A 24997-nucleotide genomic window follows, 5' to 3' on the forward strand; every position below is an offset into this window, starting at 1 on the left:
AGAACCAGTCGGGCCTCGGATCAGTCGATCTCGGCGACGCGCTCGGCCACCTCGTCGGCGAGCTCCTCGCGCACGAGGTGGCTCGCCTCGGCGTCGCTCGTCACCTCGATCACGTCCGTTCCCGCGCTTGCGACGCTCTCGCGATACAGCTCGCGGAACCCCTCGCGGTCGTCGCCGTCGACGCGGGCGAACGAGAGGTCGTACAGCTCCCCCGTCGGCTCGAAGTCGAGGCCGTGTGGCGTCTTGAACTGCCCCGTGAACGGTGGGTCGAACTCCTCGATGGGCAGCATGTGGAAGATGCCGCCGCCGTCGTTGTTGATCAGGACGACCGTCGCGTCCACGTCACACCGCTCCAGGGCGAGCAGGCCGTTCATGTCGTGATAGTAGGCCAGATCGCCGGTGACGAGCGTCAGGTCGTCCGTCGTCGCCGACCCAGCACCGAGCGCCGTGGAGACGATACCGTCGATGCCGGAGGCGCCGCGGTTCCCGAGCATCGTGAGTCCCTTCGCGGCGGGTGCGGCGAAGCGGTCGGCGTCCCGGACGGGCATGGAGTTCGAGACGAACACGGTCGACGGCTCGGGGGCCAACTCGGCGACGTCCGCGAGGACGCGTCCCTCGAAGAAGCCGCCATCGCCGGCGGCGGCGTCGACGGCGTCCCAGTGGGCCGCCTCGGCGGCCTCCCAGCGCTCGCGCCACGCCGTCGAGTCGGAACCGCTCGCGACCTGCTCCACCTGCCGCGAGAGCGCGCCGCACAGTCGGGAGGGGTCGGCGACGACGAGGTCCGTGGCGGCGAACTCCGCCTCGCGCCAGCCACCGGCGGGATCGACGAGGAGTTGGCGCGCGTCGGTGCCCGCGAGGTACTTTCGCAGCGGCTTGGAGGTCGGCGAGGCGCCGAACCGGAGGACGACCTCGGGGTCGGGCCACCCCTCGGAGACGCCGGCGGCGAGGAAGCCGTCGTAGCCGCCGAGGACGGGTGCGACCCGGACGGACGACCCGAACCGGAGCCCCGAGAGGGGATCCGCGAGAACGGGGAACCCCGTCGCGTGCGCCAGCGCGGTGACCGCCTGCGGGTCCGGGCCCGGCGGGTCCGCGGGGCCGGCGACGATCAGCCCGCGTTCGACCGCGAGCGCGCGCGCCAGTCGCTGGAGGTCCCGGTCGTCCGGCATCGGGTGACCGGCGGTCGTGGAGACGAACGGGCGATCCCCGTCGCGACCCCCGGCGGCGAGTTCCGGGAGGTCGTCAGGTACGTCGCCCTCCACCTCGACGGGCTCCAACGGTTTGCGGAACGGAACGTTCAGGTGGACCGGCCCGGCCGGCGTTCCCTCCGCGGTCGAGACCGCGCGGGCGAGGTCGGTTCGCAGCGATCTGAGCTTCCGATCGTCGGCCTCGGGCTCGGGGAGGTCCTTGTACCACCGGACCGCGTCGCCGTAGAGCTTCTCCTGGTCGACGGTCTGGTTGGCGCCCGAGTCACGCAGTTCCGGCGGGCGGTCGGCCGTGAGGAGGAGCATCGGCACCCTGGACTGAGCGGCCTCCATCACCGCCGGGTGGAAGTTCGCGGCGGCGGTGCCGGAGGTGCACACCAGGGGCGTCACCTCGCCGGTTCTGCGGGCGCGGCCCAGCGCGAAGAACGCGGAGGCGCGCTCGTCGAGGTGTGAGAACACGCGGATGTCCGGGTGTTCAGCGAGCGCGACCGTCAGCGGCGTCGAACGCGAACCGGGGGTGACGCAGACGGCGCCGACGCCGGCGGCAGCGAGCTCGTCGGCGACGGCGCGACCCCACAGCGTGTTCCGGTTCGGGGCGCGTGTGGTCATGCGCCCGGCTTCGACCGGCGAGCGGATAAACGGCCTGTCCCGCGTCGGCCGCCGTGGCCGTCCGCGACAGCCCGCGGAACCGCGATGGTACTCGCGGCCGTTCGACGGTAGCCACTCGAAACGCATTCCGAAACCAGACACTTCCCGCGGTGTCGTGTATGTGGACCCGTGCGACTCTCCGAGACTCGCAGGGCGTTCGAAACCCAGATCTCGTTCCCGGCCGACCACGAGGCCGTCGTCGAACAGGTCGGCGGCGTGACCCTCGAGGCACCGAACGGCGACGACACGACCGTCGCGGCGGTGCTCGAACGGGTTGACGACGCCGAGTTCGACTCCCCGGACGAACTGTACGACAGCCTCGTGACGTTCGTCGACGACGCGTTCATCGGCCGGAAGTTCTACGACGACCGCGGCAGCCAGAGCGGGATGCGGAACGAGGAGCAGTCGTTCTGAGCGAGCACTCGGGCGATCGAGTGCGGGACGGCCGCGCTACGCGATCAGTCGCCCGTGTTCGACCTTCATGCACCGGTCCTGGGTGGTCGCCAGCCCGGCGCCCTCGGCGCGCGCGAGCGCCTCGTCGTCGGTGATCCCGAGCTGGAGCCACACCCCGTCCACGTCGCCGCGGTCCTCGTGGCGCGCGAGCACGTCGTCGACGATACCCTCCACCTCCTCGCTCGGGCGGAACACGTCGACCAATGCGATCTCCTCGTCGACGTCGGCCAGCGAGTCGTACGCCTCGCGCCCGAGGACCTCATCGGCGTAGGGGTTCACGGGGATCACCTCGCACCCGTGATCCTGCAGGTACGCCGGGATGTCGTGGGCGGCCTTACCCGGCGTGGTCGAACAACCGACGACCGCGACGGGGTCCATCGAGAGCAGTTCGCGCAGGCCGTCGTCGTCGGTGACAGGCATGCTCGGGGATGCGGCGTCTCGGGGCAAAAGGGTTCGTGCGCCGAGCCGAGTTCAGGCGTTCGCCAGCCTGACCGTCGGCTCGCCGTCCTCGGTGGTCTCGATGATCCCGTCGAACAGCTGCTTCAGCGTGTTCATCGTCTGGTCGTCGTGGGCCGTCGAGTCGATGCAGTACAGTCCGAGCCCGTCGACGCTCTGGATCCGACCGGTGAACACGTGCAGGAACCGGAACACGGTCTGGAGGTCGGAGTACATGAGAAGCGTCGACAGCGAGTGGACCATGACGCGGTTCTGCCGGATGCCGCGGTCCTTGTAGAACGCCTCCAGGAACGACGAGAGCTTGATCCCGATCCCGGTCATGTCGACCGGCGAGGAGGTGTACTTGATGCGGTCGCTGTCGCGCACCTCGTTGACCCCCTGCTGACGGGAGACCGTGTCGACGACGGCGACCGGCCGGCCCTCGTACGGCTCGCGCTTGGCGAACTGCTTGAGGAGCCGGTCGGCGGAGTCCTTGGTCGTCACCATGATCGCGCCCTCGCCGCGGCGTGTTCCCTCCGCGAGCACGTCGAGCGCGAGATCTCGCTTTCCGCTCAGGGCCGGCCCGGTGAGCAGCACGTTCGATCCGGGCTCGATCTCGGCCCCGAGCGTCTCTACCTCATACATACGGCGCCCCCACGAACCGGTCGGCGCAGACGGCGCGCTCTCGCGGGCTCGTCGGTCGCTCCGTCTCGCCGAGAGTCATCCAACTACGGGTTGGTTGCCGTGAGCCGGTATTATTCTTTATGATTGATTGGGCGACGTGACGCGTGTCCACGGTCATCCGATCACCGTCACGAGGCGACCCGCGACGAACGCCGCCGCCGCGAGGAAGGTCCCGCGTTTGATCCATCGCTGGGCCGTCGACGGGTCCCGGAACCCCCAAGCTGTCGCGCCGAACATCGTCGCGTCCGCGGGTACGACGACGGCGAGGTACGCCGGACCGAACGTTCCGTCGACGTACGGGACGACGCTCCCGAGCGCCGCCGCCGCCATCGCGACCGTCGCGAGCGCGAGCGCGGGGCCCTCGCCGACGACGATCGGAAGCGTTCGAAGCCCCTCCTCGCGGTCACCGGCCACGTCCTCCACGTCCTTCACCACCTCGCGGGCGAACGTCGCGGTCGCGGCCAGCCCGAACAGCGTCCACGTCGGCGGCGCGATCGGACCGACCGCGGCCGCCCCGAACAGGAACGTCGAGCCGGTGAGGTACGCGACGACGACGTTTCCCACGACGGGCAACCCCTTGAACAGTTGCGTGTACGCCAGCAGCGCCAGCAGGTTCACGACCGCGATCGCCAGCGCCAGCGGCGGCAGCGACAGCGCCGCCGCGGTCGCGACGGCGAACAGCGTCGCCGCGAACCCGGCGGCCGCACGGGCCGACACCCGACCGCTCGGGATCGGGCGATTCGGACGGTTCACGGCGTCGATATCGCGGTCGAAGTAGTCGTTGACCGCGTTGCCCGCGCCCGTCGCCGCCGCGGTCGCGATCACCGCGAACGCGACCGCCCAGGGCGTGCCGAGCCCTCCCGCGACGAACGAGCCGACGAAGGTGAGCGCGCCCGCCGCGACTGCGTTGCCGACGCGGGCGAGTTCGAGGAAGCCGCCGATCGTCCGGGTCGCGTTCATCGTTCGCGGTCACCGGCCGGTCGGAGATAAAGGACGCGGGACGACCGCGGTGCCGGCGAGCGGGGCCGCCGGATGTTCACAGACCTGTGGGAGTGATCGGACGGTGGCGCACGAACGTTCCGGTGCCACTGTCCAGTCGGTGGAACTGCGACCACACGGACCGCCCAACACCGGAATCCGACACGGAACCGATACTCGCCCGACTTCCCGAATCCGCCCCGACCGTTGGTGGCAGTCGTTGTCCATCGGAGACTATCAACTGGTGTATATGTTTTCGCCCCGGACGAGCGTTCCAAAGCGCGGGACTTAAGCGGACCTGTCGGCTATGAATGGACACGGGCGCTTAGCTCAGCCTGGACAGAGTACTTGGCTTCGGACCAAGCTGCCGCGGGTTCAAATCCTGCAGCGCCCATTCCTTCGCCGCCCGTTTCACCTCCAACCGAAGGTTCGGGGTACAGACCCTCTCGATACCGAATTCGTCGTTTAGGTCCCTCCGGAATACATCACTTTCTGAGGAGCTAAACGGGGGACACGTTGCGGCCCCTTGCAGTCACGCGATTTTGTTCGCAAACACGGGGGTGATCGCCCGTGCGTGAGCTGCGGTTTGTTCCTGCGAGCGATCTCTACGACCCAGCGACTCGCGCACGGTTCCCGCACCCCTCGATCGAGGCGACCGACGCCGACGTTCGGGAGGCCATCGAGGAGGTGGAACGATGAACGGCACCGAGTACCGGTGTCGACGCTGCGGCGTTCGGATGGTCGAACCCGACCCGCCCCGGACCGATCGATGCCCGGTCTGTCGTCGACGTGGTGACGGCGGGAACCGCCCGGCGATCTCCGACGTTCGAGGTGACTACTGATGGCGCCTCGCCTCCCGGGCGATCCGCCGAACCCCGGCAGTCAGTGGAACCCCTCGGTTCCCCTCCCGTCGGTCGCGATCGTCCTCCGCTGCAAGGGATGCAACCAGAAGTTCGTCACTCGCGAGCAGCATCCTTCAGCTCGTCTCGGGATGTGTCGCTACTGCGCGCCTCCCGAGTGGTACGCTGAGTACATCCCCCGCGGTCGCTGGAGGGCCGACGGATGACCTCCGACGGACCGGAGTTCATCGAGTACCAGTGTCGCGGCTGCCAAGAGCTAACGCTCGCGGACGAACGCGCGGATCACGCCCGATACCGGGAATGCCTCAGCTGTTTCGCCGTCCCCGATCTCAAACGGCAACCCGTCGACCACCGACTCCCGTCGCTCCGCTGGGCGATCGCCACCGCTCCGCTCGACCTCACGAACCCTCAAAGCGAGGGACAGGCGGAGGCCGCCCGCGGCGCCGCGAGCGCCCCGAGCGGCGCCGAGGCCAGAGCCGACGCGGAGCGGGGGCTCGCCCCCGACCGCGGAGCCCGAGCGCATGAGGGAGTCCCGACCGGGACGACCGAAAACGAGCGGCGGTCGCCTCCCGACACCCGCGCGCGAGCAACGCGTGCGGATGGCGGTTCCCGGGTAGCCACGCAGCAAGCCGCACTCACTCGGTGGTCCAGTGAGTAGCGACCAGCCAACCGGCGGGGACGCATCCACCCAAACCAGCGGTGAGTCTTGGCCTTCCAAGGAGACTAACTCTGTAACGCCCGCTACTCCCGAATCTCCCGAAGATAGCGTTCCCGCGATCGTCCACAAACGCGTTTCCGAGTTCCGTCGGGAGTACCCTGATCTGGCCGATCTTCCGCTCTCCAGATCGCACGGTCGCAGCCTTCGCCGGATCGTCACCGATGCCGACTGGTCCGACGAGTGGGTCGAACCCGACACCTTCGGAGAATCGGCCTTCCGTACGACCTCGCTCGTGAAGCGCGAAGCCTCAACGTGGAGCGATGCGCTCGCGGCGTTCCTCACTGCACATCTCGAATACGACGGGATGCTCGCGCGGTTCTCGAACGGGGAGGACTCGTTCGAACTCCCACTGACCGACGCTTGGGGCAAGGAGTATCACGCGAAACAGTACGCCCGTGCTCGGGCACTCGAACGCCAAATGGGCGGCGGTGAACGCCCGTCTGGGGGCGAAGCCGTCGCCGCGTGGGACCGACCAGCGACCGCCATGATCACCCTCTCTGCGTCTTCGATGCCCGGCCGTACTCGACTGTCTCCTGTTGATCACCTCGACGCCGTACACGACTCATTCTCGTACGATGGTGTCCGGGACACCCTCCGTAACGTAATGGAGTATCACCTCGGATTGGACTCCGACCAGTGGGGATACTGGTTACAGGCGGAGCCCCACGGACTCGGCGATAGTTCCGGAGTGAACGCCTGTTATACGCATATTCACATCGGGACGTACCTCGACGCATCAGGGCTCGACGCCGAACGCATCGGCGGCGAGTTGGAGCGTGTCGTCGACAAACACCTGGAGGTGTGCGAACCGGCCGGGAAGAGCGCCCACAACTACGAGGCGATCGACTCCTACGAGGAGGAAGACGACGGCTGCATCTCCGTGAACATGGAGGTCGGCAACCTTGGGTCATACCTCGCCGCGTACATGGGCGGTTCATACGACGAACGGCTCGAAGAACGGCCGATCGAATACCTCGCGTGGGGGACGCTCTACTGGTCGACCGCTCGCCAGCGAACGACTCGCTCACAGACAGTCAACCAGGCGATCGCTGCCGATGCCTGCCAGCAACGTGCTGAGTCCGAATCGTCGGCGCAATCGGACGAGCATGGAGAGACTGTCCGCTGGTCGGAAGCTAACGGGCCGGATGTCGTATGTACCAACTGCGGTTCGGGCTGGGCGATCGACCAATCACGGATAGAAGCCCCCATCCTCGATGCCGACCTCCGCGAGCTGCTGCCCGACAAACCGCCCGATATTGACAGTTCGCCGTCGCTCTCAGAGCTGTGGGCCGATGCTGACGCCGCCGGTCGTGCTGGTGAAAGCCTCGGTCGTGCTCACGCTCGCGAACGAGTCAATCGCTGGCTCGACGCGCACCCGTCAGCCTCGGTCTCCCCGGTCGCGCTGCTCGGACGATTGGACCTCAATCCGGAGCACATCGAGTTAGTGAGCGATCTTCTCGACGGTGACGAGTCCGGCCCCGAACCGGAAGGGTTCGTCCGGCCGCAGTCACTCGAACCCGAGTGGGAACTGGAAGCGATCATCGGCGCTGACGGTCAGGAACATACGCCCGGCGATGGCGGCGTCGACATGGTGACCCTGCACCTCCCGAAGAAACAAATCCGTGAGGAAACTCGTCTGTCCAAGCCGTTACGGAGTGGCGAGATATGGCGCTGTGGGAAGTGCAACTTCGCAACGCACAACTCGCGGATGATGGCTGACCATCTCGTTGACCACGGGCTCGAGGATCCCGATGCCGCCGATCACGTGCTGATGTATCACCCCCTGAGCAAACAACGCGATCTCCGGAATGGGATGAAGTACACCGGCCATCGCCCGGATCCACCCGAAAAAAGATATTACTCAGGAGAACGGTAGGCTGCGTTCGTTTCTCTGGGTAGGCTGGACATCTGGTCCGTTCTCCTGTGTATTTCTGGTAGAAATCTTGATTCGTGCTAGAGGGGTTCTGTGTCCCCAAAGGTGCCGTGTGGCTTTCATTTCCGATATTTTGACCCGTATGTTTAACCCATACCGACGGTTAGTAGAGTATATCACAGGCACCAGGGGGAGTTAGCCCACTCGCGTGGCTGTGTGGACCACAACATGGAATTCAAGCAACTACTCGACGACGATCGTGCCGTGTCTCCAGTCATTGGAGTCATCCTTATGGTCGCGATCACCGTGATCCTCGCGGCCGTCATCGGTTCGTTCGTCCTCGGCCTCGGCAACTCCGTGCAGCAGACCGCACCGAACGCGAACTTCCAGTTCGAATTTGGCCAAGACGGTGCTGGCAACGATGTCGTCAACGTCACGCACACTGGTGGAGACACAATCCCCGCGAATGAGCGCGTCTCACTGAATACTAGCGTCGGTTCTACTGCGTTCAGTGGCGGTGAGATGAGCGCCGGGGATAGTATCACTGGGGTGCAGTACTCTTCAGGCGAGACTGTCCGCGTGCTTTGGGTCTCGCAAAATGGAGATACTTCCCAAGCACTCGCCGAGGAGACGGCGCCCTAACCAGAAATGAAGTTTAAGCAACTTCTCGACGACGACCGCGCTGTCTCCCCTGTCATCGGAGTCATCCTTATGGTCGCGATCACCGTGATCCTCGCGGCCGTCATCGGCTCGTTCGTCCTCGGCCTCGGGAACAGCGTTCAACAAACGACGCCGAACGCGAACTTCCAGTTCGACTACGCGGAGAACGAAACGACGGGGCTCTACAATGTCACCGCTACGCACACTGGTGGTGCGACGCTTGACTCCACAAACACAGGGAGTCTCACGCTGAACGCATCTGCCGGAAACAACCTCGGTGTTGCATTTGGCCCACTGCCGGTTAGTGCTGGTAGTTCGCAGGAACTCAACGCTTCAGGTGGAGCCGTTGACCCCGGTGCGACGGTACGAGTGATCTGGAACTCCCAAAACGGGGAGACATCCCAAGCACTCGCGACGGATCAAGCGCCGAACTAAGGCTACTAACCAGTAGCCGTTTTTGTCAACGACAGTGCCAGAGGATCAGACAACCCCACTTGTCGACCCGCAGTCCCTCGCCCGTACGTACAACCCGCAGTCGTATCCAGACCCAGCAAATCTACTCGAGGACTACGATCGCGTGATGGAGTACGCCTCGAAGCATCCAGACCACGGCCGGACTCGAGTCGGAACGGCGCTTGAACTCCCGCCAAGTCGCGTCCGGACATGGATCGAGGGCGGGAAGCCCGATGCCGTTCACGCTGTGGAAACCGCTCAGGAATTGGGCTGGCTCGATACAACACCCCAAGACCCGCTTGGCGACGCGTGTGCCGTACTCGCCGCGGGGATCTACACGTGCGGTAGTATCGACACCGCTCGCGTCGTCCCAGCGTGGAATCCAACTACACGAATCGCTAGGAGCCTCATCACGCACGCTCTGGACGTCGTCGGGACTGGAGTCACCCTCCGTCATGCTGACGAGCCCGATCGACCCACCGAGATCATCCCCGCCACGAACGCGAGCGTCTTCGGTCGGATTCTCGTGTGTCTCGGTGTCCCCCAAGGCGATTTCACGATGGTCGAATCACTCCCGAACTGGATCGACCAGCTCTCGACGGGGACTCGCCGGACACTCGCGCTTCTGTGGATGTGTGAGCGCGCCACGGTACATCAGGAGAAAGACACGCTCGTAATCCAAGGGAGATCACGGGGCGAGTTCTATCGCCGGACCGTCGCTTCTCTCATTCGCGAGATCGTCGACGAGCCCGTCAACGTCACGGATCACAATGTGATCATCAGCGCTGCCGCAGCTCGATCACTTCCCACCGTCTTCCGGTAATAGGTGGGCTTTTGTGACCTGATAGCGAAGCACAAGTGAACACCCCGAGGTGTTCCCACACAGCTGGCGCGGACTAGTTGCCCGTGCCACCCCTTTTTACTGCAGAGCGGTTGCTCTCTCAGAGCTGTCCGTCGATATTCCACTTTCACCGAACCGTGTTCTCGGCTAAGTGAGTATGTCTAGTACTAGAAACTGCAATGGCGTCCAAAAGCGAACCGGCGTTCGACGATCTCGACCCGGTGAACACGGATGAGGAATCGAGCGGAAGCAACTGGCTGAATCCCAACCCGGGCGAGACCGTCAGCGGGACGATCACCGGTTGGAATCCCGACGCGGGCCACAACGGTGTGATCGAGCTGGATGGGAATCCGATGTACATGAACCGGACCCTCCAGCGCCAGCTGATCGCTGCGCTCGTCGAGGGCAACCAGATGTTCGTCCGCGTCGACGAGAACTCCCAGACGTTCACCAACGACGACGGTGAGGAGACCGAGTACCACCCGAAGGAGGCGCGGTTCGCGAGGGACGACTGATGGCGTACTCGAACCGCATGAGCAGCGTCCTCGGTGACTACGCGAACATCCGCACCATCCCCGCGTACCTCTCCGCGGCGTACCTGCTCGCGGGCCTCTACCAGTTCGGAGGGATCGCCACGGTCGAACTCTCATGGCTATCGTACACTCTCGGCGCCGAGCACGCCGTACTTGTGTCGATGGGCGCGTTCGTCATCGCCTTCGCGGGCTCGTCGACGCGCCAGTTCGAGAACTACGAGCCCTGGGAACAGGCCGCGATCGCAATCGGCCCTGTGGTGATCCTCGGTGAGCACCTGACCGCGGAAGCGACCGACTTCCTGATCGGCCTCGGCGACCCGCTGGGAATGCAGCTCGCGTTCCTCGCGACGGTCGTCTCTTGGGCCGTCGCCGTGAGGTGATTCGGTCGTGAACCTCCCGAATCGCTCGCAGGTCCTCGCGCCCGTCTTCGCGTTCCTGCTCGTGTTCTCCGCATTCGCTGGCGGTGTCGGGGTCCAACCAGCTGCCGCGACCCACGACTGCGATAACCTCGACAGTCTGGTGTTCTTCGCCTCGCTGACGATCGCGAACTACGACAAGTGCGCTCAGAATCACAACACGGGTGATATCGACGAGTTGCGCGAGCTACAAGCCGAACAGACAGAGCAGGACATCTACGACGCTGCGGTCAATCAGAAGGCCGCGACAGAGTCACAGAGAGCTGTCTACGAGAACTATCTCAACGACACGCAATCCGCCGCGTGGATGCAAGCTGAGATTGCGATCGCTGAGGCATACGAGAATGGATCCTCGAAGGCACTTGCTCGTTCCAAAGCCAAGCAGGCAATCGCGGACTACTACGCTGTCAAGCAAAGGAACCTCATCGAGTCCTACAACGTGTCTGCGACGGCGACACACGTGATGGCTCACCGTGCCGATAACGAGTCAAACGTCAGTGAATCGTTCGTTGATATGCGAGGCAGCGGCCTCGGTGACAACGTCGAGATCACGTCCGGTGACTACCAAGACACGTACATCAAAGAGAACAGCAGCACGTACACTGTCGAGTTAGCGAATGGTTCGTCAGCTGTCTCGAAGACGATAGAGTACCGCGGAGCCGTTTCGAACGGTGGGAGCACAGACACCGGCACCGCGAGTGCGTACGTTTCGGGAGTCGACTCCGACATATGGGGCGGTCATGACAACGCTCAGGCGTATGTCCGGGTCAATCCTCCGAACGATAACTTCGATGAGGTACGGTTCATGCAACCCTCGAACTACTGGGACCTCTGGACGAGAATCGAGACCCAGAACAGCGCCCTACAAGACGAAGCTGGCGCGTACGTGAACGCCACTTGGGACGACTACGAGGCGGGTACGATCAACTCTTCGGACGTGATCAGCGGGCACACCGCGATGTTCCGCTACAGCGACCAGACGATGAACGGCTCGGGCGACCTCTACTCGTCGGTTGCTGCGTTGTCGACGCTCGGGCTCGATACACCCGAGCTGAACGGTACGGGGACCATGGAGTTGATGTACAACGGTGCGACCTACCACGGGCTACCGATGGCGCGCAACGCGCCGAACGGCTCCTGGGAGGCCAACACTACCTACAACACTTCCGACATCGACGGCCCGGTCTTCATGGTGACTACCGGAGGCGACCGGATCGAACTCGACGGCGAGTTTACGATCGGCTCGATCTCCGACACTGATGGTAAGTCCATCGAGGTTGTGGAAACGCGGAAGGTCGTCTACAAGTCCGCGAACACCTCGGAGTACCTGGCCATGCAGGAGGAGATTTCCGAGCTGCGCTCAGAAGTCGAAGCCAAACAGCAGGCAGTCGGTGACGGCTCTTCCTCGGGGCCTGACATCGACCCCATGTACCTGCTTGGCGCGCTCGCGGTGATCGGCCTGCTCGCCTACGGTAAGGGCCAGCAGTCGAAGGGGAACTGAGCCATGTGGTGGCTCCTGCTGCGACTGCTTCCGCGGCCGGGGCTCGTCAGCTACGGCGTTCTCGCTGCGCTCGTCCTCCTACAACTCGGCGGCGTCGACGTGCTCGGAATGGGTCTCGACCTCGCCGACCAACTCGCTGGAGACGTGCTCGACTGGATCGAGGAGGTGATCGCTGACCAACTGAACCCGCTGTGAGCTGTCATGGTTTCTGCCTCGACGCGCCCGCGGTCGGTATACGCCGGTTCGACTCCGGCGGCGCGTCCTATGGTCCGCACCATACTGGTCGGCCTGCTACTGGTATCCCTGCTCGTCGTCCCCGCGACGACAGTCGCCAAAGAGTCGCCGACCGCGACCCCGACAACTGAAACCACGCCGGGGCCTGCCGACGATGAGCGGCCCGGTGAAGCTGAGGTCTTCGGTGACCCGGCCGTCTACATCGAGAGCTGGTCGTACTCCGACGGCGTGTTTCGCATCGTCTTCAACAGCAGCGCCTACCGCCCGTCGCTCACGCTGACCGCGCCCGTCGAACACTCTCAGAAGGGAGCCAATCGCGGCGCCGTCATCTCCCGTGAGCTGCTTCGCGGCTCGACCGTCGTCGAGATCGCCTCGCCGACCGGAGAGGTCTCCATCACGACCTCTACCTCCATCCGATCGGGCGTTTATACCAAGCTCGACGCCGACGAAGGCGGCGCACTCGTCGCCGGGCCATGGGACGGCACCGACGTGAGAGACGCCGGGATCGGGGGCTCCCTTGGTGTCGCTCTCGCCGTCGTCCTCGGCGCGCTGTCAGTCGTCTCTGGCGACTCCAACGAGGGTGAGCGCATCGCATGACGCCTGTCCTCGAAGCCGTCGCCGGCCTGCTCGTCGTTGGTGGCTCCATGCTCGTCCTCGCGTGGGAGGTGACCCATGCCTGAAGATCGCTCGGACGGCGCCAGCGACGCCGACCGCCGGACGCAGGCGAACCGCGCGGGAACCTCCGACCACCTGCAAAGCGACCCGCGACAGTCGACGTTCTGGACGACCGTCGGCTTTGTCGCCTCGCGCTGGCCCTACCTCGTCGCTGCGGGCCTCGCTGGCTTCCTCGTTGCCTCGCTCGCCCTCGGAGTCACTTTCCCCCGCAACGCCCGCATCATCGGCCTGAGCGCCGGCCTGTCGGCCCTGCTGCTCGGGCGTCCAGTCTGGTCCCGCGTCAAGTCGCTGCTGTGGAACCCGTCGAACCTGCTGCTCGTCGACCTCGACGCCGACGATCGTTCCGGCGGCGGCGCGTGGCTCGTTCCGACTTCGGCTTACCGTGATAAGTGGAAGTGCATCGAGGGCTCGCCCTACTGGCTCACACCAAATCTGATCGTTACTCGAGGCGTCGACTTCGCGGAGAAGGAGTTCCGCGGCACCTGGCGCGGCACGCTCTCGGACGCCGAGCTGCTCCAGGCGATCGAAGCGATCCGGACCTGCCGCGACCAGCTCGAAGAAGACGCCCAGAAGGGCCGACGCCTCGACGCTCAGGGATGGATCATCATCCAGCGCGCGGCACACGCAGGTGTTCGCAAGGTGATCGAGACGTTCGAAGCGGGCACGCTGCCCGACGAAGGCGACGGGCTCGACGCTGCGATCTCCGACGCACTCGATGACCTCGGGCTCGAACGTGGGCTCTCGCGCGTCGACGAAGACTCGCCGGAGGACTTCATCACCGAATTGGACCTGGACGTGAGCGACGTTACTGGCGGCGGCCTGCCCCGACAGGGGCCGGAGGCACCCGCCGATGACTGAGGCCGTCTGCGCGACGTGCGCGACACCCGTCCGCGTTCGCGTCGTCGACGACTGGCACCTCGGCGAGTACACGGAAGTGATCTGCCCGACCTGCGACGGCGGTGATCTCCGATGACCGACGTGGACGAGCAGGTATTCACCGCGGCGAAGCTCGCCGAACAGGCGCGCGGTGACCTCGATACCACGCTCGACCTCCACCGGCACGCGGGCGTGATGGCTGATACTGACCACGCGAACGCGCTCTCGTTCCTCGCAGACGTCGACGGCTGGTCCCGGTCGTCGCTCCGTGCGTCGGTCGAACCGACACTAAACACGGCCGAGGCGACCCGCGCGGTGATGGACGGCCGTCGCGAACAGCTGGCGACGATCGTCGGTCTGACAGAAGCCGAGTTGACTGCCTCCCAAATGCGACTACTCGCGCAGCTCTCCGACGCGCTCGACAACCACGGCGCCCCCGCGTTCGTCTCGGTCGGCGGGAACCCGGAGACGGGCAAGACGAACGCCGGGTGGCTCCTGATCGAACTGCGAAAGCAGCTCGTCGACAATCTCTTGGTCCTCTCGAACGCAGCCGGGTCGCTGACCGACATACGTGTGACATCGATGCACGAGTTGACCGAGCTGCTGATCAAACATCGCGACCGCCCGAAGGCCGTGCTACTCGACGAGTGCTCCACGCACATGGACGCACGGACACACAGTCGCGAGGTCGCCACGCAGTGGACACCGGTCGCCAAGCGGATGGCGAAGCTCGGCGTCGACGTGCAGTTGAACGTGGTCCACTCGGGGAAAGACTATCACCCGGAAGGAAAGCGACTGACGACGCTCGGTGTCTGGAAATCAGAGAAGACGGAAGCAGAGTTCTTCTCGAACTGGGCGGCTGACGCCGACCGTCCGTCGAACCCGATCTTCTCTGCCCCAGTCGGCGATCTGGAGCCAACGAGTATTGAATACGATCCCGACGATACCGCGCCGTGGTCTTGGAATCTCGAAGACGGACTGTTCGAGGCCGATCGAGATTGGGATGGTTACCTTGAGATATTATAGAACTTCCTCGGATTCCGGGTTGCCAGGATAGTTAGTTGGATAGTTCTTTGTAAAGTCTGCTGCTAAAATTGCTTTATCGACCAATTCAGCGACTGTCATCCCTTCCGAATACTCTGCAACGACTGCGAGGGGTACAATATAAAATTCATTCCCTGCTTTGTCTTCAAATGTTATTTTTAAACTTACTAGTAATACTTCTCCATCGTCAAAATTATATGTATAGTCGTCATTTAAATGGTTGGCAACTACGTAGTCTACACCTTCCTTCTCTGAATGACCATATATCGCATTACTAAAGGTGAACAGATCCGTCTCTCCTGGTCGAATAATTGAGGGAGGACTACCAATACCCATACTTTCCCGGTTTAATGATGAAACGGCTTGCTTATTCTCAATTATTGGTTTAACATGTTCATAACCAGGATTTTCTGGTATCCTTAGTTCATTAGTTGAATCTATATTCAAAGTGTAGCAAATATTTAATGCTTCACCTTGGCCATCATTTTTTAAATTGATATATACCTTGGTAAAGTTGACAGGCTCTTCAACACCTTCTGTAGTTGTTGTTTTTACAAAGAAAGGCTTTGAGTGTGTTATAATTGGCCTTATTTCTCGTTCTTTCATCACTTGTTGACTTCTCATTATCTCCTCCTGGTTTCTAGCAATGTCTGATTGCTGTCTATAAAAATATATTAGTAATAAAGACAAACTTCCAGAAATAATGACACTCCCCGCGTCCAAGGCTCTCTCCCCGAATATCTCTACAACAATTTGTATTAGTACGACGGAAAAAAGAGCGAAAAACACCAAAATCAATCCGATGTCTATTAAGTCTCTTTTTTCATGCATTACTATGTCTTTAGAAGCGATCATCCAGGCTAATATACAGTTCTTATGATATCTCTACACAAGGAATCAACCTCAAGCGACCTGTCGTGCATCCTTCCTTCTCTCCTCGTAAGGAGCGAGCCGATGGGAGGTGGCGCGCGAGTGGCCCCCTGTGGGTTCGAGCGCGCCCCGACCCGGCTATTCGACGAACTCCAAGTTCTCGGGCTTGTACGTGTAGAGCTTGATCCCCTGATCGTCGCAGTACGACGAGAGCAACGCCTTGCTGAATCCCTGCCAGTCTCCTGGTCCCTCGTCCAACGAGCTGGGGAACGCTACCCGGACTGCCTCGCCATCGAGTTCCTGACCGTAGAGTTCGACCTTCGTCTCCGGCGGCAGCACCTCGACGACGACCGCCTCTGACGCCTCCTCGTCGTCGGCCCGCTTCACCCGATCGCCCGGGTGGAACGGGTTGTCCGGCTTCTGATTCATGTGCGCCGTGTTCGGTCCGAGGTCCTGCAGGCTGTTCATCGGCTGCGCCGCCAAGTGTTGCAATTTCTCGGGCTCGTCGCCGGAGTACGCCTCGCCCGTTCGTACCTTCGATTTCAGAACTGCCATGTGCTCCCATCCAAGGAGGATCAGCGAGTCCTCGTTGTCGCGGTGCCACGCCATCACGATGATATCGTCCTCCGAATCGTTCTCGACGAGTGTTTGCGGAAGGAAGGCAGACACGTCACGCGAGGTCTTCACGTCGATCTTGTATCCAAACACCTCGAAGTCGTGTCCAGAGAAGCTCTCGGGGTTACATCGCCGCATCGCGTCCTCGTTCTCCCACTCCCACATCTCCGCCGGGACGTACTCTCGACAGAACTGCTCGAACGCGATCTCCCCGAGGTTCCCCACACGCTTCTTTCCGATATCCTCCGCACCCTGCTGTTTCGCCTGGTAGTCAGCTCGGGAGCGATCGATCTCGTCTGGCGTGAACTGATACACTATTCACCGCACTGCAGAGTTGTAATTTATACTTACCTGTCCAAATTTCCTGTTTCAATATTCAGGGCGATCCTGTCGCCGAGCCCTTAGAGATCGTCCTCGTTGAGTTCACCGACCAGATACGCCTCTCCTTTTTCGGTGATCCGGTAGTGCCCTTGGCCGGTGTCGGTTTTCTCCACCATGTCGTGGTCAAGAAGTTCTGAAAGACGAGAAGAGATGTGTTGTCGCGTGAGATCGAGGTTCGCACTCATTATTGAGGGCGACAGAATGAGGCCGGATTCCTCTAATAGTTCGAGAATCCGGTCGTCGCTCGGATATTGCATCCAGTCTGCCCTCGCTCGCATTGAATAGAGTATCTTTAACCAGCCTGTTAGCAACTCCGGACGGTCGCTCATTGGTTTTCAGAAAGTCAGAATAATCTGACTCTACGTTAAGATAGAACTAAGTGCCTTCCTTTCATCGCCTCGTAGCAACGGAAGCACTTCCGGACGCGTCGCTGCTCGACGAGTCCTCGAAGGAAAGCGGGCCGCGCTGTTGACGCAGCCGGCCCGCACGGGCTTCCTGCCGTGACAGAAAGCCATGTACGACCATTCGAACCGCGGTAATGAATCCGCCGAATCGCATATAAAGAACTCCACCCCGTATGCGGAGCGGAAGTGGTTCCACTTTCACTCCGGACAAGGCTCGCTCTCAAATAACCATCCGGCGTCAGGGTGGAATGCATGAGCGACGAGTTGCAGCCGATCACGCCCTCCGAAGCTCGCGATCTCCACCTGGAGGCCATGAAGGAGAACGCGGCCGAGTGGACTCGGGTTTCCCACCGGAGCCACCTGCGCGCCTTCGTAGAGTGGTGTCGGACCGAGGCAGGCATCGACAACATGAACGAGCTGACCGGACGCGACCTCTACCAGTTCCGCGTCTGGCGCCGCGAAGGCGGCTACAGTAAAGGCAAAAACGACACGCTGGCCCCGAAGACACTCGACTCCGCGCTCACAACGGCGCGTTCGTTTCTCCGCTTCTGCGCGCAGATCGAGGCGGTCGAAGACGGCCTGCACGAGAAGGTGATCCTCCCGACGCTCTCCGCGTCCTCTGAGGTGAGCGATTCGACGATCGCACCCGAACGCGTCCCGCCGATCATTGACTACCTCGAACGCTACGAGTACGCGAGTCGGGATCACGTAGTCTGGACGTTGGTCTGGCACACCGGCGCCCGACTCGGAGCCGTCCGCGCGCTCGATCTCGAAGACTGTGACCTCGACGGTCGGAAGCCGGGGATCGAGTTCGTCCATCGGCCGGAGACTGAGACCCCGCTGAAGAACGACGAACGCGGAGAGCGGTTCAACCGCGTCAGCGATCACGTTGCGGCCACGCTCCAGGACTACATCGACGGACCGCGGATCAACGCTCGCGACGAACACGGTCGCTTCCCGCTGGTCACGACTGAGAACGGGCGAATCTCTCGAACTGCGGTCCGGGATACGTTCTACCGGTGGACTCGTCCGTGCCACTTGGGCGATGAGTGCCCGCATGATGAGGATCCGGAGACGTGCGAGGCGACGATGTTCAATAAGATGAGCAAGTGTCCGTCAGCTCGCTCGCCCCACGACGTTCGCAAGGCACGCGTGACGAAGTATCGGAACGACGGCGTTCCTCGAGGCGTGGTCTCGGACCGGCTGGATACCTCCGAGGCGGTGCTGGACAAGCACTACGATCGGGCGTCGAAGCGTGAGAAGGCCGACCGTCGCTGGAGGATGATTCAGGAATGACGGGCGACCCGTTGCATCCCGTTGCTCTCACGAGGTCGGAATCGGCGAAGGCCTGCAGCGCCCATCCGTTTTCCACTCGTTCCGGCGCCAAACTCGTCACCTGCGAACGTGACGTGCTAGTCGATCGCATCGATGATGGCGCGGACGAGTCGCCCGATCGATGGTGTTACCGCACCGTCGTCCAAGGTCGGGCGGTGAGTGCATGTAGGATGTCGACCGCGACGGCGCGATCACCCTCGTCGAGGAAGCCGAATCCGAGGGCGTCGAAGAGTTCGCGATGCTCAGCTCGATCAACGCCGATCGGCCCGAGAACAGCCCGGAAGAGCTGCAGGAGTACCTCCAAGTGAAGGCCGAGGCCGACGAGTACCTGCAGGAGAGCGACCTGACGTACACGATCGTCCGACCCGGCCCGCTGACGAACGAGGCCGGCACCGGACGGATCAGAACCGGCACCGATCTCGACGGAGATGACCTCGATATCCCGCGTGAGGACGTCGCCCGGACGTTGGTCACGGCGCTCGGAGCTGAAAGCACGCACGGCGAACCGTTCGAACTCGTGGCCGGCGACGAGGCGATCGAGGAGGCGTTGCGGGAGCCGCTGGAGGGGTGATCGCTCGATTCGGCGCGACACGCGAACGGCCACCAGCCTTCCGACGCGGAGGATACCGCGACGTCGCCCGTCGAGACTCCGAGAAGAGACCGATCGGCGGTTGGGTTCCGACCCCGTGGTGACGCTCTCCTGTCGTTGGATCGCTATGCGAACGTGTTCACACTACCATTCGGCGTACCGCTCGATCTGTGAACGCAATCGCTCCTCGCCCTGCATCCCGACGACCTCCTCGGCCTGCTCACCGTCCGTGAACAGGACGAGCGTCGGAACGCCCCGGACGCCGTACGACTGAGCGAGTTGCTGGTCGGCGTCGACGTCGACTTTCGTGACGGTCGCGACAGGCTCTGCGGCCAGCGTCTCGACGACCGGATCGAGCATCCGGCAGGGGCCACACCAGTCGGCGTGGAAGTCCGCGAGAACGACGTCGTGTTCCGCGACGATGTCGTCGAGCTGTGACTGCCCGTCGACGTGGAGCGGTTCGTTCGTGGGTGCGGTGCCAGCGTCGGATGGGGTTCAGTTGCCATCAAGAGTACGGACGCACTGGCAGTACGTAAGAAATGTGTGTGATCTATGCAATACTATACAATATAGATCGGCCCGAGAACTGTATCCCTGCCTCCGTTGCACGCAGGAATTAGCCCGTCGTCGCGACTGGTGGGTGGCGACGCCGAGTGGAGAGGGAACGTCAGCTTTCGGCGGCAGGGGCCGGGGTCTCGGACTGCTCGTACTTGGTCTCGAACTCCTGGATGAGCTGGCCCATCTTCGCGTACCAGTCGTTGAGCATCCGCTGCATGTCGTCGGTGATCTGACTGGGGTCGTTCGGCGAGTAGACGTGGTAGTAGCCGCCCTGATCGTAGTTCACCTGCTCTTTCTCGATGAATCCCGTCTGGAGGAGTCGCTGGACGGCCCGGTACGCCGTCGAGCGCTCGCGGTCGACGGCCTCAGCGAGCTCGTCGACGGTCAGTGGCTCTTCGGCCTCGACGAGCGTCCGAAAGCACTCCTTGTCGAGTTCCTTGAGGCCGTGGAAACACTCCAACAGCCCTTCGCACTCCATATCCTGTCGGAGTTGTTCGGACATCGAATCTGGCATCTGTATTGCTCGATCGTACGGACTGTGCGGTTATAAGATTTTTGTATAGATCACACAATCGCGCGCTATAGTGGGTCGAGAGACGAGATCGAGTCGTGAGATACCCTCCGTTCTATGTCGCCGAGAGCCGACACCAGAAGCCGGTGTCGTCGTCGCGAAGTTGGCAGACGGCAGCGAGAACGATCGTCCCACTCACGATGACGGTCGCGCCGAAGATCAGCGCGACACTCAGAGTGGTGAGTACGCCGATATCGTATACGGTGCCGACGCGCTTGGCGGCGACGGCGACGCTGCCCGCGAGCAGCATCGTCGCGAAGTACCCCTTGATATCGTCTTCGTCGACGACGTTGGAAGACGCCCGCACCGATGCGCGCGCCGAACGCGCTTCCGGCGAGCAGCGTCGCTACGACGGGTACCGCGACGAACCCCGACTGGTCGCCGACACCGTGGAACGTGTTCGCAACGACGAGCGTGTCGACCGGATCGGGGAGGACTTCGGTCAGGTCCCCGGCGTCACCGTGATCGGGACGACGTTCTCGATAGCCTGTCGTCCGGCGATACGATCGAGTTCCGCGAGAAGTGTCTCGTCCAAGTCAACCGCGTATACCGGCTTCGGCTCGACGATCCGGGCGGCCGGGAGCGCGAAGTAGCCGCTACCACAGCCGACCTCGGCGACCGACTCCCCGGACTCGAGGCCGAGTTCCCGGAGCGTCTCGCCCGGGGTCGGCCAGAGCTTGCTCCACCAGTCCCAGTCGGGCTGGCCGGTGTTCTGGAACCGGCCCATCCTCAGCGAGAGCCCGACGTGTCGATCCCGAGCAGGCGATAGACGAGACAGAGTCGGACGATCCCGGTCCCGACGAGAACGAGCGCCAGCAGCAGCAGGACCGCGCCGACTGTCGTTCCGAGTCCGAGCAGGCCGCCGAGCGTCGCCGATCCGACGACCGCCGATCCCAGTCCGAGGGCGATTCGAGTTCGACTGTCTGTCGCGCCCATATTGTTTTTCATACCCACTACTACACCATACGACCACCTAACTCTTTGCTGACAGCCCCCGCACCGATGACGACAGGAGATCCGGCTCAACGACCGCGTCTGTGGACTGGTACTGGTCTGTCCGGGACTGCCACCTCGCTGGAAGCTGAATGAGGAGAGCCCGCGTCGTCGACGTGTAGTTCCCGGTCGACGTACTCGTCGGGTGCGTTGACTGCGTCGGTTGTACTCGAGAGAGGTATGGGGGATCGCCTATCGACCTTCCGGCGTGGTTCGACCGACCATCCGAAGGAAATTTGTGTGTTAGACACAATATAAGGCACGAATGACGCTCCCTATCGACCCGACCCAGATCGACCCTGAGGACATCGGCGAGGAACGGACGACCCTCGAGATGAGCCACGAGGACGCGATCGAACACGTCCGCGACGTGTTCACGGACGCCGGATTCGGCGTCCCGGTGGAGTTCTCACCCTCCGAGATGCTCAACGAGAAGGTCGACGCGGGGCGCGATCCGTACTACGTGCTGGGCGCGTGCAACCCCGAGGTCGCCGACCGAGCGCTCGACGCGACTGACAACAAACTCGGGGCGCTCATGGCCTGCAACGTCGTCGTCTGGGAGGAGGAACCCGGCACGCAGGTCGTCTACCACGTCTCGATCATGCGCATCGCGCGACTGGTCGGGATGGCGCCCGACGACGATGAGATGGCGGACATCGTCGCCGACACGGGCGAACTCGTCGAGGAAGCGTTCCGGAACCTCTGAGACGGGTTCCACGCGTTGGACGCCGACAGCACCGAGAGGTCGACGCCCTCGGATCTCCCGACCGGTCGAGCGCGTCGATCGAACACGGTGCGTCGGTGAATCGACTATCGGCGCCACCCGGACGGCACGTACTGTTCGAAGTCCGGCTCGCGGGTTACCCCCGCCGGTCGGAACGCACGCGATCCGCCGATCCGAAACTCCTCGATCCGGTCCTGTCCGGGACCGGTAACGTAGCCCACGTACGCCATGGCGAGCTGATACGCGGTGTCGTTCCTCGCCGGATCGACCGGGATCAGCCCGTACTCGTTCCGCAGGAGCGGCGGCGGGTTCCGGATGCCGCGATCGACGTGTGCGACCAGCCCGCCGTCGACGACGTTCAGGAACGTCCCGCGGTCGGTCAGCGTGTACGCGTTCGTCTGGGCGGCCGTGACGAGGGTGTTGCCCATCCCCTGTCCGGTCTCGCTGTACCACGAGCCCGACGGGGAAACGCCCGTCTCCTCCCAGATCTCCAGTTCCCGGATGTGAGTACCGGACCGATCGCCGCGTGAGACGAACGTGGCCTCGGCCTCGGCGATCGCCTCGAACGCCGAGACCGGGTCCCGGCCCGCTATTCCCGCGGGGTCGTCCGGCGGACCGACGACGAGGAAGTCGTTGGCCATGAGCGACCGGCGATTGATCCCGTGGCCGGCTCGGAGGAACTCGTCCTCGAGGAGGCGGGCGTGAACGAGAACGACGTCACAGTCGCCGTTGCGCGCCGTTTCGAGCGATCCGCCGGTTCCCCGGGCTATCGCCTCGACCGAGACGCCGAAGCGGTCCTCGAACCCCGGGTTGAGGGCATCGAGCAGTCCGCTGTCGTACGCCGTCGTCGCCGTCGCGAGCGTCAGCGAGTCGCCGGCGATGGCGCCGCCCCCGTCCCCGTCCTCGTTCGAGGAGGCGTCGCCGAGGCAGCCCGCGAGCGAGACCACGGTGCCGCCGCCAACTGCCTCCATGTATCGCCGACGGTCCATGTCCGGCGTGTTCGGCTCGATTCAATAAATGGTGGTGGTTATCTCATTTCGGTCGGGTAACCGTACCCGAACACGTTCGGCGTGTCGAACCGCTCGCCCGGAAGCGGTCAGGCCGGACGCGTGGTCACTCCCCGTCCAGCAGCCCCATGTCCTCGGCCGCCAGATCGGCGATACGGTCGGCGATCCCGGGCTCGACGCCGGCGACGTCCTTGCCCCCGTGTCTCGTCTCGTTGTGCCGGTCGAGTTGGTCCGCGAGCTTCGAGAGCGGCACGCGCGTCTGCGTGTCGCACTCCTCGCAGACGATGGGGACCGTCGGCTCGTCGCTTCCGTCGGACGCATCGTCGGTACCATCGCTCCCGTCCGTTCCGTCCGTGGTCATACACGGCGCTCGCGGGGGAACCGTCTTAACGGGTCGGGTCGGCGGCGAGAGGTGGCCCCCCGGCGGCGAGAGGTGGTCCCGCGGCGGGGAGAGACGGACCGGGAGCGACGGTCGGTCCGACGGCTGAGGCCCGACTCCGGCGGCCGGTCACCCGAGCCGCATGGGGTCGACAGCGTCGCCGAGCGCGGCGAGGCGGTCGCTGGTCGAGATCCCGGACAGCAGCACCGTGACGCGGAACTCCTCGGCGGTCGGGTCGGGATAGTCTCCCCAGCGGATCTCCGGAACGCCCGTCTCCTCCTCGATCACCCCCCGGGCGCGCTCGAGCCCGCGACGGCTGAGCCACGCGGGCGGCGCGTGGAACACGACCGCCGCCCGCGACGCGCTGGTGGTGTCACACGGGAGGGTGAGACGGTGAGAGATCGCCTTTCGAGCGGCGTTGGTCGCGACCGACACCGCCTCGCCCTCGTCGACCGCGGGCCCGTCGGCGCCGCCGATTCGGTCGAGCAGGCCGCCGACGAGCCCCTCGCGGCGACCGTTCTCCACCTCGGCGCCGGCGGTGCCCAGCGCGGTGACGCCGCCGGCGCCGAGGGTGTTCGTCAGCTCGCTGGCGTCGAGGACGCGTTCCGGCGTCGGGTCGGCGGCCTCGCCTGCGGCGAGCAGCGAGCCGAGCCGGCCGGCGACGGCGGCGTCCACCTCCGGCCACGCGTCGTCGTACGTGCCGCCGCTGGCGCGCCAGACGTCGAGGTCGGCCAGCAGGAGGTCGTCGCTCGCGGCCGAGAGCGCCCGCACCGCGCCCGCCGCGTTCGACCCGAGCGGGCGGTCCGGTCGGTCGGGGCCGTCGCGGTCGTCGTCGCCGGCTGCGGACGGTCGTCTTGGGCCATCCGTCGTCGCGTCCACCGCGTCGCCGTTTCCGCCGTCCTCCGCGACGCCCGGGAGCACCCCGAGCGCGTACACCGGCGTGCCCGTCACCTGCCCGAGCAGGTCGACGATCGCCGGGGCGATGCCGGCGCCGGTGCCGCCGCCGAGCGCGGCGCACACGACCGCGGCGTCGATCCGACCGACGGGGATCGTATCGGCTGCGGCCCGGAGTTCCGGACGCTCCTCGCGGGCGATCTCGGCGGCCAGCTCCGTGTCGCCGGCGGTTCCACTCCCCTCCGTGTGGACCGTCCCGAGGAGGTGCCGGTCGTCCTCGTCGACCCGGTCGAGGTCGGCGAGCGCGCCCGCGTCGGTGTCGATCGCGACCGCGCCGACGAGGTAGTCCGCGGCGCGCCCCGCGTCGTCCGCGAGCAGCGCGTCCGCGATCGCGGTGCCGCCCCCGCCGACGCCGACGACTCCGATCTGCATATCGAGTGAACGCGGCCGCCGCGAGTACATAACCGTGGTGGCGCGACGACCCGAGCCGGGCCGACCCGGTCCGACCCGGTTCCGGTCGGATTCCACCGGACGGCCGTGGCGACGACCGAGCGGCCGCCGCGGGGAAAAACGGTATGCTCGGGGGTCCCGTT

At 64.0% G+C, this 24997-nt stretch carries 29 protein-coding genes, 1 tRNA gene and 4 pseudogenes; 19 read left to right on the plus strand and 15 right to left on the minus strand.

What is annotated here, in order from left to right; genetic code table 11:
* Window positions 1-20: 20 nt before the first annotated feature.
* Window positions 21-1811 carry a 2-succinyl-5-enolpyruvyl-6-hydroxy-3-cyclohexene-1-carboxylic-acid synthase gene (gene menD, locus GRX01_RS06550; RefSeq protein WP_159664696.1) on the minus strand — a complete coding sequence of 597 codons (1791 nt, stop codon included), beginning with the start codon at window positions 1809-1811 and terminating at the stop codon, window positions 21-23.
* A gap of 168 nt (window positions 1812-1979) precedes the next feature.
* Between menD and GRX01_RS06555 the strand changes: the two genes are divergently transcribed.
* Window positions 1980-2264: a DUF5789 family protein gene (locus GRX01_RS06555; protein ID WP_201289528.1), complete on the plus strand. Its 285-nt coding sequence runs from the start codon at window positions 1980-1982 to the stop codon at window positions 2262-2264.
* 36 nt (window positions 2265-2300) lie between these two features.
* Here the strand turns inward: GRX01_RS06555 and GRX01_RS06560 are convergent, their stop codons facing one another.
* The 3 genes from GRX01_RS06560 to GRX01_RS06570 all read right to left on the minus strand — a co-directional run bounded on the left by GRX01_RS06560 (window position 2301) and on the right by GRX01_RS06570 (window position 4382).
* On the minus strand, window positions 2301-2723 hold the full coding sequence (locus GRX01_RS06560) for a CoA-binding protein (RefSeq protein WP_159664698.1): 423 nt from the start codon (window positions 2721-2723) through the stop codon (window positions 2301-2303).
* A gap of 51 nt (window positions 2724-2774) precedes the next feature.
* A complete protein-coding gene (locus GRX01_RS06565) occupies window positions 2775-3383 on the minus strand; it encodes an RAD55 family ATPase (RefSeq protein WP_159664700.1) in 609 nt (202 codons plus the stop codon).
* 153 nt (window positions 3384-3536) lie between these two features.
* On the minus strand, window positions 3537-4382 hold the full coding sequence (locus GRX01_RS06570; RefSeq protein WP_159664702.1) for a geranylgeranylglycerol-phosphate geranylgeranyltransferase: 846 nt from the start codon (window positions 4380-4382) through the stop codon (window positions 3537-3539).
* Window positions 4383-4719: 337 nt separating this feature from the next.
* On the opposite strand from GRX01_RS06570, the gene GRX01_RS06575 reads away from it, so the two are divergent.
* The 15 genes from GRX01_RS06575 to GRX01_RS06635 all read left to right on the plus strand — a co-directional run bounded on the left by GRX01_RS06575 (window position 4720) and on the right by GRX01_RS06635 (window position 15066).
* A tRNA-Arg gene (locus GRX01_RS06575) sits at window positions 4720-4794 on the plus strand.
* A gap of 176 nt (window positions 4795-4970) precedes the next feature.
* Window positions 4971-5099 carry a hypothetical protein gene (locus GRX01_RS19335; protein WP_267903189.1) on the plus strand — a complete coding sequence of 43 codons (129 nt, stop codon included), beginning with the start codon at window positions 4971-4973 and terminating at the stop codon, window positions 5097-5099.
* 142 nt (window positions 5100-5241) lie between these two features.
* Complete coding sequence (locus GRX01_RS06580; protein WP_159664704.1) at window positions 5242-5466, plus strand: hypothetical protein; 225 nt, start codon at window positions 5242-5244, stop codon at window positions 5464-5466.
* Window positions 5467-5910: 444 nt separating this feature from the next.
* On the plus strand, window positions 5911-7854 hold the full coding sequence (locus GRX01_RS06585; RefSeq protein ID WP_321167936.1) for a hypothetical protein: 1944 nt from the start codon (window positions 5911-5913) through the stop codon (window positions 7852-7854).
* A 225-nt stretch (window positions 7855-8079) separates the two neighbouring features.
* Window positions 8080-8493 (plus strand): type IV pilin, encoded by a 414-nt coding sequence (locus tag GRX01_RS06590; protein ID WP_159664706.1) that lies wholly within the window; start codon window positions 8080-8082, stop codon window positions 8491-8493.
* Between the two features lie 6 nt (window positions 8494-8499).
* Window positions 8500-8946, plus strand: coding sequence for a type IV pilin (locus GRX01_RS06595; RefSeq protein ID WP_159664708.1), 447 nt, complete (start codon window positions 8500-8502; stop codon window positions 8944-8946).
* 34 nt (window positions 8947-8980) lie between these two features.
* The gene (locus GRX01_RS06600; RefSeq protein ID WP_159664710.1) at window positions 8981-9787 is read left to right on the plus strand and encodes a hypothetical protein; all 807 of its coding nucleotides are present in this window, start codon (window positions 8981-8983) and stop codon (window positions 9785-9787) included.
* A gap of 197 nt (window positions 9788-9984) precedes the next feature.
* Entirely contained in the window at window positions 9985-10320 is a 336-nt protein-coding gene (locus GRX01_RS06605; RefSeq protein WP_159664712.1) for a hypothetical protein, read from the plus strand.
* Window positions 10320-10718, plus strand: a complete 399-nt coding sequence (locus GRX01_RS06610; RefSeq protein WP_159664714.1) for a hypothetical protein — start codon at window positions 10320-10322, stop codon at window positions 10716-10718. The genes GRX01_RS06605 and GRX01_RS06610 overlap by 1 nt, the downstream gene beginning before the upstream one ends.
* A gap of 7 nt (window positions 10719-10725) precedes the next feature.
* Window positions 10726-12255 (plus strand): hypothetical protein, encoded by a 1530-nt coding sequence (locus GRX01_RS06615; protein ID WP_159664716.1) that lies wholly within the window; start codon window positions 10726-10728, stop codon window positions 12253-12255.
* Between the two features lie 3 nt (window positions 12256-12258).
* Window positions 12259-12450, plus strand: a complete 192-nt coding sequence (locus GRX01_RS06620) for a hypothetical protein (protein ID WP_159664718.1) — start codon at window positions 12259-12261, stop codon at window positions 12448-12450.
* A 69-nt stretch (window positions 12451-12519) separates the two neighbouring features.
* A complete protein-coding gene (locus GRX01_RS06625; RefSeq protein WP_159664720.1) occupies window positions 12520-13086 on the plus strand; it encodes a hypothetical protein in 567 nt (188 codons plus the stop codon).
* A 75-nt stretch (window positions 13087-13161) separates the two neighbouring features.
* On the plus strand, window positions 13162-14022 hold the full coding sequence (locus GRX01_RS06630) for a hypothetical protein (RefSeq protein WP_159664722.1): 861 nt from the start codon (window positions 13162-13164) through the stop codon (window positions 14020-14022).
* Window positions 14015-14137: a hypothetical protein gene (locus GRX01_RS19340; RefSeq protein ID WP_267903190.1), complete on the plus strand. Its 123-nt coding sequence runs from the start codon at window positions 14015-14017 to the stop codon at window positions 14135-14137. The genes GRX01_RS06630 and GRX01_RS19340 overlap by 8 nt, the downstream gene beginning before the upstream one ends.
* The gene (locus GRX01_RS06635) at window positions 14134-15066 is read left to right on the plus strand and encodes a hypothetical protein (protein WP_159664724.1); all 933 of its coding nucleotides are present in this window, start codon (window positions 14134-14136) and stop codon (window positions 15064-15066) included. Before GRX01_RS19340 ends, GRX01_RS06635 begins: the two co-directional genes overlap by 4 nt.
* Here the strand turns inward: GRX01_RS06635 and GRX01_RS06640 are convergent.
* The 3 genes and pseudogenes from GRX01_RS06640 to GRX01_RS06650 all read right to left on the minus strand — a co-directional run bounded on the left by GRX01_RS06640 (window position 15061) and on the right by GRX01_RS06650 (window position 17279).
* Window positions 15061-15939, minus strand: a complete 879-nt coding sequence (locus GRX01_RS06640) for a hypothetical protein (RefSeq protein ID WP_159664726.1) — start codon at window positions 15937-15939, stop codon at window positions 15061-15063. The genes GRX01_RS06635 and GRX01_RS06640 overlap by 6 nt on opposite strands.
* Before the next feature lie 156 nt (window positions 15940-16095).
* Window positions 16096-16884: pseudogene (locus tag GRX01_RS06645) on the minus strand (hypothetical protein); the annotation flags it as partial.
* An 86-nt stretch (window positions 16885-16970) separates the two neighbouring features.
* Window positions 16971-17279 (minus strand): transcriptional regulator, encoded by a 309-nt coding sequence (locus GRX01_RS06650; RefSeq protein ID WP_233740899.1) that lies wholly within the window; start codon window positions 17277-17279, stop codon window positions 16971-16973.
* Between the two features lie 327 nt (window positions 17280-17606).
* Here GRX01_RS06650 and GRX01_RS06655 point away from each other — a divergent pair, with 327 nt between their 5' ends.
* Window positions 17607-18650 carry a tyrosine-type recombinase/integrase gene (locus tag GRX01_RS06655; protein WP_159664728.1) on the plus strand — a complete coding sequence of 348 codons (1044 nt, stop codon included), beginning with the start codon at window positions 17607-17609 and terminating at the stop codon, window positions 18648-18650.
* Window positions 18651-18861: 211 nt separating this feature from the next.
* Window positions 18862-19260: pseudogene (locus GRX01_RS06660) on the plus strand (NAD(P)H-binding protein); the annotation flags it as partial.
* 162 nt (window positions 19261-19422) lie between these two features.
* On the opposite strand, the pseudogene trxA reads toward GRX01_RS06660, so the two are convergent.
* The 5 genes and pseudogenes from trxA to GRX01_RS06680 form a co-directional block, all read right to left on the minus strand.
* Window positions 19423-19773: pseudogene (gene trxA, locus GRX01_RS06665) on the minus strand (thioredoxin); the annotation flags it as partial.
* Between the two features lie 172 nt (window positions 19774-19945).
* Window positions 19946-20350, minus strand: coding sequence for a helix-turn-helix domain-containing protein (locus tag GRX01_RS06670; RefSeq protein ID WP_159664730.1), 405 nt, complete (start codon window positions 20348-20350; stop codon window positions 19946-19948).
* 112 nt (window positions 20351-20462) lie between these two features.
* Window positions 20463-20714 carry a hypothetical protein gene (locus tag GRX01_RS18770; RefSeq protein WP_201289532.1) on the minus strand — a complete coding sequence of 84 codons (252 nt, stop codon included), beginning with the start codon at window positions 20712-20714 and terminating at the stop codon, window positions 20463-20465.
* A gap of 25 nt (window positions 20715-20739) precedes the next feature.
* Window positions 20740-21134: pseudogene (locus tag GRX01_RS06675) on the minus strand (class I SAM-dependent methyltransferase); the annotation flags it as partial.
* A gap of 2 nt (window positions 21135-21136) precedes the next feature.
* Window positions 21137-21355, minus strand: a complete 219-nt coding sequence (locus GRX01_RS06680; protein ID WP_159664732.1) for a YgaP-like transmembrane domain — start codon at window positions 21353-21355, stop codon at window positions 21137-21139.
* Window positions 21356-21665: 310 nt separating this feature from the next.
* On the opposite strand from GRX01_RS06680, the gene GRX01_RS06685 reads away from it, so the two are divergent.
* Window positions 21666-22106 carry a DUF302 domain-containing protein gene (locus GRX01_RS06685; RefSeq protein WP_159664734.1) on the plus strand — a complete coding sequence of 147 codons (441 nt, stop codon included), beginning with the start codon at window positions 21666-21668 and terminating at the stop codon, window positions 22104-22106.
* A 104-nt stretch (window positions 22107-22210) separates the two neighbouring features.
* On the opposite strand, the gene GRX01_RS06690 is transcribed toward GRX01_RS06685, so the two are convergent.
* The 3 genes from GRX01_RS06690 to GRX01_RS06700 form a co-directional block, all read right to left on the minus strand.
* Entirely contained in the window at window positions 22211-23113 is a 903-nt protein-coding gene (locus tag GRX01_RS06690; RefSeq protein WP_159664736.1) for a substrate-binding domain-containing protein, read from the minus strand.
* Window positions 23114-23237: 124 nt separating this feature from the next.
* Entirely contained in the window at window positions 23238-23492 is a 255-nt protein-coding gene (locus GRX01_RS06695; RefSeq protein ID WP_159664738.1) for a hypothetical protein, read from the minus strand.
* 147 nt (window positions 23493-23639) lie between these two features.
* A complete protein-coding gene (locus tag GRX01_RS06700; RefSeq protein ID WP_159664740.1) occupies window positions 23640-24836 on the minus strand; it encodes a hypothetical protein in 1197 nt (398 codons plus the stop codon).
* Between the last annotated feature and the right edge of the window lie 161 nt (window positions 24837-24997).

Origin of the sequence: Halobaculum saliterrae (assembly GCF_009831625.1) — an archaeon.
In the GTDB taxonomy this organism is placed as follows: domain Archaea; phylum Halobacteriota; class Halobacteria; order Halobacteriales; family Haloferacaceae; genus Halobaculum; species Halobaculum saliterrae.